This window comes from Paracoccus bogoriensis (assembly GCF_019431455.1).
GTDB lineage: Bacteria > Pseudomonadota > Alphaproteobacteria > Rhodobacterales > Rhodobacteraceae > Paracoccus > Paracoccus bogoriensis.
In genome coordinates this window covers 1-912 of sequence record NZ_JAHYSR010000053.1, presented here as the reverse complement: position 1 = coordinate 912, position 912 = coordinate 1, and the positions used below count along the sequence as shown (strand labels likewise).

The window sequence follows — 912 nt, the reverse complement described above, 5'->3', positions numbered from 1 at the left end:
CCCCGGACGCTCCCTCGCTGTGATCGAGAGTCTGCCCAACCTGAAGGAGCGACGACTTGAGGAAAAGCCGTTTCACCGATGAGGAGGGGACCGTGGCCCCTGATGGGGCCGCGTAAGCCCCGACGAACAGATTATCGGGATGATCAAGGAGCAGGAAGCGGGGATGGCGACGGCCGAGCCTTGCCGGAAGCACGGGTGAGCCCCGCGACCTTCTACAAGCTGAAGGCCAAGTATGGCGGGATGGAGTTGTCGGACGCCAAGCGGCTCAAGCAGCTCGAAGACGAGAACGCGAAGCTGAAGCGCCTGTTGGCGGATACGATGCTCGATAACGTCGTGCTGAAGGATCTGCTGGGAAAACCCTGACGACGCCGATGGCGCGGCGGGACGCGGCGCTCCGGGCGATGCGGGATCATGACCTCTCGCAGCGCCGGGCCTGCGCCCGTCGGTGCCGATCCGAAGAGGGTGCGGCGTGAACGGCCGCCCGACAACCCGGAAATCCGCAAGGAAATGGGCAAGATCGCCGAGAGGCGGCGGCGGTTCGGCTATCGCCGGATCGGCATCCTGCTCGAGCGCAAGGGAACCACGATGAACCACAAGAAGCTGTATCGCCTGTATCGGGAGGAAGGCCTGTCGGTCCGCCGCAGACGTGGCCGCAAGCGCGCCCGCAGCAGCCGATCGCCGATGCCACAGGCCCTGCTCCCGAACCAGCGCCGGTCGATGGATTTCGTCTCTGACACCTTCGGAGCACCGCGCCGGTTCGCTCGCCATTGTTCTTGAACCAATGGCGCACAATGGCTCGCCCTGGCCGTGAACGACGACTGCTGCCGCGAGAACCTCGCCCTGATCGCCGACACCAGCATCTCGGGCGACCGCGTCACGCGGGAGTTGGACGCGCTGGTGCGGCTCTATGGC

At 65.6% G+C, this 912-nt stretch carries 1 pseudogene; it reads left to right on the top strand.

Going from position 1 to position 912, the window contains the following annotated elements:
* Positions 1–139 precede the first annotated feature (139 nt).
* A pseudogene (locus KY389_RS15015) lies at positions 140–912 on the top strand (transposase); the annotation flags it as partial.